At 79.1% G+C, this 230-nt stretch carries 1 pseudogene; it reads left to right on the top strand.

Annotated features, from left to right (window positions below):
- Window positions 1–230 (top strand): annotated as a pseudogene (locus tag KVT44_RS57495) (methionine synthase); the annotation flags it as partial.

The following is a 230-nucleotide window of genomic DNA, read 5'->3' as shown; positions in this document are numbered from 1 at the left end:
GGCCTGCGGGCCGGCGAGGCGCCCCACTCCGAGCCCGGGGCCTGCCGGGACCCCGCCGGGTCGCTCGCCGAGGGGATGCGCACGCCCCTCGACGAGGACCGGCGGCGGGTGCCCGGCGCCCAGATCGTGCTGCAGCTCGACGAGCCCACGCTCATCGCGGTGCAGCGCGGCCACGTGAAGACCGCCAGCGGCTACCGCACCCACCGCGCCGACGACCGGCAGCGGGTGGA

This window comes from Streptomyces sp. GbtcB7 (genome assembly GCF_019091445.1).
Lineage (GTDB): Bacteria > Actinomycetota > Actinomycetes > Streptomycetales > Streptomycetaceae > Streptomyces > Streptomyces mirabilis.
The sequence above is the reverse complement of the archived record's forward strand: the minus strand, read 5'-3'. Positions and strand labels throughout refer to the sequence as shown.